Source organism: Bacteroidales bacterium (genome assembly GCA_014860585.1).
In the GTDB taxonomy this organism is placed as follows: Bacteria; Bacteroidota; Bacteroidia; order Bacteroidales; family 4484-276; genus RZYY01.
The window spans coordinates 1-2663 of the sequence record JACZJL010000129.1 but is presented as its reverse complement, the minus strand read 5'-3'; the positions used below and the strand labels follow the sequence as shown (position 1 = coordinate 2663).

The following is a 2663-nucleotide window of genomic DNA, read 5'->3' as shown; positions in this document are numbered from 1 at the left end:
ACTTATTGCAGCAATATCTTTATTTAATACTATCCCATCATCGGCAGTGTATGGAAGGTGGGGGGAAACCCTTTTTAAAGGATTTTCAAAGTTCCATCCTGCCAGCACGATGTTTTGCTGGGACAGATCAAGTGGAAAAACAACATTCCAGGTAACTTCGGCAGGACAATTACTATTGACAAACAATGGGGTGAGTGAACCTGCCGGAGATGCCCAATGACATTCGTCCGGATCAGTTTGGCTTACCATTGTATTACCTGGGCAAACAATGATCGGTTCCTCTGTGTCTGTTATTTCGATGAAGAAAGTACAAGAAGCAATGTTTCCTGCACCATCTGAAGCTGTATAAGTGATTGTATAGATGCCGGCAGTTAATTCGGCTCCATAATAAGGCCCGCCCACTGAAGTCTCAACGACAATAACTGCAGAACAATTATCAACTGCTACGGGAATGCTCCACATACTACTTCCAACGCATTCGCCCGGAAAGAGTCCAACAGTGAAGGTTTCACCGGATGGACAGTTTAAAAATAACGGTGGTTCAGTGTCACTGATTGTTACACTAAATGATGTGGTTGCAATGCAGTCATCAAGGACAGCTACGATAGTAATCTCTCTTGTAATGAAATCATCAGCAGCAACAAATGAAGGTATTACAGGATACAAACCGCTTGCATATCCATCAGGAAGACCAATATCAACTCCTCCTGTCCACGAATAAACCACAGCAGGATTAACCGGAGTTGTGCTCAGAAAGATGGGCTGAACCAATTCACCCTGGCAAAATGGCCCAAAATCATCAACTGGATTGATTGCCAGGCTCCCTTCGGAAGAAATAAATACTGTAGTTGAGGCAGTACATCCATTGGCATCGGTTACAGTAACCTGGTAATTACCAACAGAAAGTCCGGTTGCTGTCAAATTATTCTGCGCACCCGGATCGTTCCATAAATAGTAATAGGGTGGTGTGCCGCCACTTGCATTCACTGTGGCTGCTCCTGTTGATGACTCATCACAGGATGTGTTTGTGATTGAAATGATTTGTACAACCAACTGAGCAGGCTGATCAACTTCAAATGCAACAGAGAACGTGCAGCCGTTTTCATCAGTTACCAACACGTTGTAATTGCCTTGGCCAAGACCGGGAAATACTCCGGTGGAATTGCTTACCGTGCCATTCAGTAAATAGATGTATGTACCAACTCCTGATCCGCCAGAAGCTGTGATAGTCGCTGTTACTGTGCCTCCGTAACACCCCGGATCAAGTACTTCTACCGTCGCCGCCAAAGTACTGTTTACATTAATGATATTAAAACTTCTCCCGACAAAACAACCATTGGCTACTGTAAAATAGGCAGTATAATAGCCTGCGGCCAGTCCTGTAAAGATTGCCGGAGATGGTTTGTTTACCCCATTAAGCGTAACCATGCCGTCTTCACTTCCTGTCAAAACTACCTCTCCAATCGCTGCATTGCATTGGGTGTTTGAGGTAATGTTTGCATTTAAGGTTATCTCAGAATGAATGAACAAATTCATCGTTGAAACTGCTTCAATACAAGTTGTTCCGGCAGTGGGAATTGCTGTTAGAGTTAAAGTAAATGCACCAAATTCACCAACAGCTGGTGTATAAGTTGGATTCAATGCTTGTGGATAATTAAAAGTTCCGTTACCACTTGATGTCCAGCTCAAAAAGTGATAATCGGTTGCAGTTGCTCCTGTAAGTACTGCATTTTCTCCGAAACAAATACTTAAATCCGGACCTGCGTCAACCTCAGGTTGCTTCCAGACTGTCAGCACCATCTCATCGCTCACACTTCTGCAACCACCAGTTGCTGTAACTCCGATAACCACCTGTCCGGCACTTATATCTCCGGCACTTAAAGTGTAAGTTGGGGTTAAAGTGCCTTGTCCGGAAATAAATTCACCAGTGCCAAAAGTAGTCCATTCAATCGAAGAGTAGTTTGTGGCGGTTGCACCTGAAATTGTAAATGCCTGGTTAGAGCAGATCACCTGGTTTTCACCGGCAGAAACGGTAGGAAGGAGTTCAGCAATAGTAACTTGTTGCAAACATAAATCAGTATTCCCTGCCGCGTCGGTTACTGTCCACTCTATCTGGCTGTATCCCTGAATAAATGTGTAGTTTAGCTGAGTACCAGAATAAGTTTGGCTAATGCTGTTATCAGGGTTAAAAACCCGGTATGTGATGACGAGAGGACCATTACAGTTGTCAGAAACAAATGGCAATGAAAGTGTTAGCTGTGTGGAGCAGTTATCTTCATCTATATAAGCAAACAATGGTGGTGGACAAATAATTACCGGGTTCTGCGTATCCTCAACAGTCACTGTGAAATCACAACTCCAGCTTTGGTCACCTGAAGACTCGGTAATGGTATAAGTTACAAAACTTGTACCCAGAGGGAAAACAACACCACTCGCATCATCAGCACCATGAATGGAAGAGACCATAAAGTTGCCTTTGACAGCAATATCATCAATCCGGTTGGTTCCATCATTGGTGACCGTAGAATTATTGATCGAAACATTTTCAGTCATGAGCCATCTCAAATAGGCTACAGGTTGATTGTCAAGATCGGCAGGTAAAGGAAGATTTAACAGCTGACCGCTTAAAGGAAAAGCACTTGAATTAGTAATTGTGTATGATG

General features: G+C 43.4%; 1 protein-coding gene. It reads right to left on the bottom strand.

The genetic code is table 11. The annotated features are described in order from the left end of the window. A partial coding sequence (locus IH598_13480) for an HYR domain-containing protein (GenBank protein MBE0639523.1) occupies positions 1–2663 on the bottom strand: 2663 nt, incomplete at both ends.